Source organism: Tsukamurella sputi, from assembly GCF_007858445.1.
In the GTDB taxonomy this organism is placed as follows: Bacteria; Actinomycetota; Actinomycetes; order Mycobacteriales; family Mycobacteriaceae; genus Tsukamurella; species Tsukamurella sputi.
Window position 1 is genome coordinate 1 of the sequence record NZ_VIGV01000093.1, and the last position, 588, is coordinate 588.

The following is a 588-nucleotide window of genomic DNA, read 5'->3' on the forward strand; positions in this document are numbered from 1 at the left end:
CGGCGGGATATAGAAGGAGCCACCCCCTTCAAGATCGAGATAGCCATATCCTTCAGCATGACCGGAGACCTCACCGATAAAGCGCTCGCTACTATCGATAATTTGTAATTTATCTGCTTTATCTAGATAGAGAGAGCCTTGACGGATCATGGCATTAATCCGGCTCTCTAATGCATCAAGCTCCCAATTTTTACGAAGCTTAAAGATACGAGCAAGCTCATCAAAATCGAGATTTGGATGATTTTGTAATAATTCTAAAATAAAAGAGCGGCTCGGGATCGCTCTGCCATATTGTTCTTTTTGTGCTGCGTACTCGGCATCATTCTCATAATATTGTGCAAAGTACTCTAAATTTTTTTGGATATCATTCACTGATGTCTTTTCCTTATAGGGATGACTGCCACTGAATATCGATCTTCTCATCTTCTGGGATCATGCGCTCAATATGGCGATCGATCACAGATTGAATGGTTTCTAATTCTGATTCAGTTGGCGTTGTAAGTTTAATGGTAAGGGATCTCTCTTGTGGATAGAAGAGGGCAACTTTGCCATCTCCAAAATCGACCTTACTCTCTTCTTCATTATATT

At 40.8% G+C, this 588-nt stretch carries 2 protein-coding genes; both read right to left on the minus strand.

Annotated features, from left to right (window positions below):
* On the minus strand, positions 1–372 hold a 372-nt coding region (locus FK268_RS25955), incomplete at its 3' end, for a hypothetical protein (protein ID WP_205124536.1).
* 13 nt (positions 373–385) lie between these two features.
* Positions 386–588, minus strand: a 203-nt coding sequence (locus FK268_RS25960) for a DUF2218 domain-containing protein (protein WP_146437825.1), incomplete at its 5' end; no start/stop codon positions are given.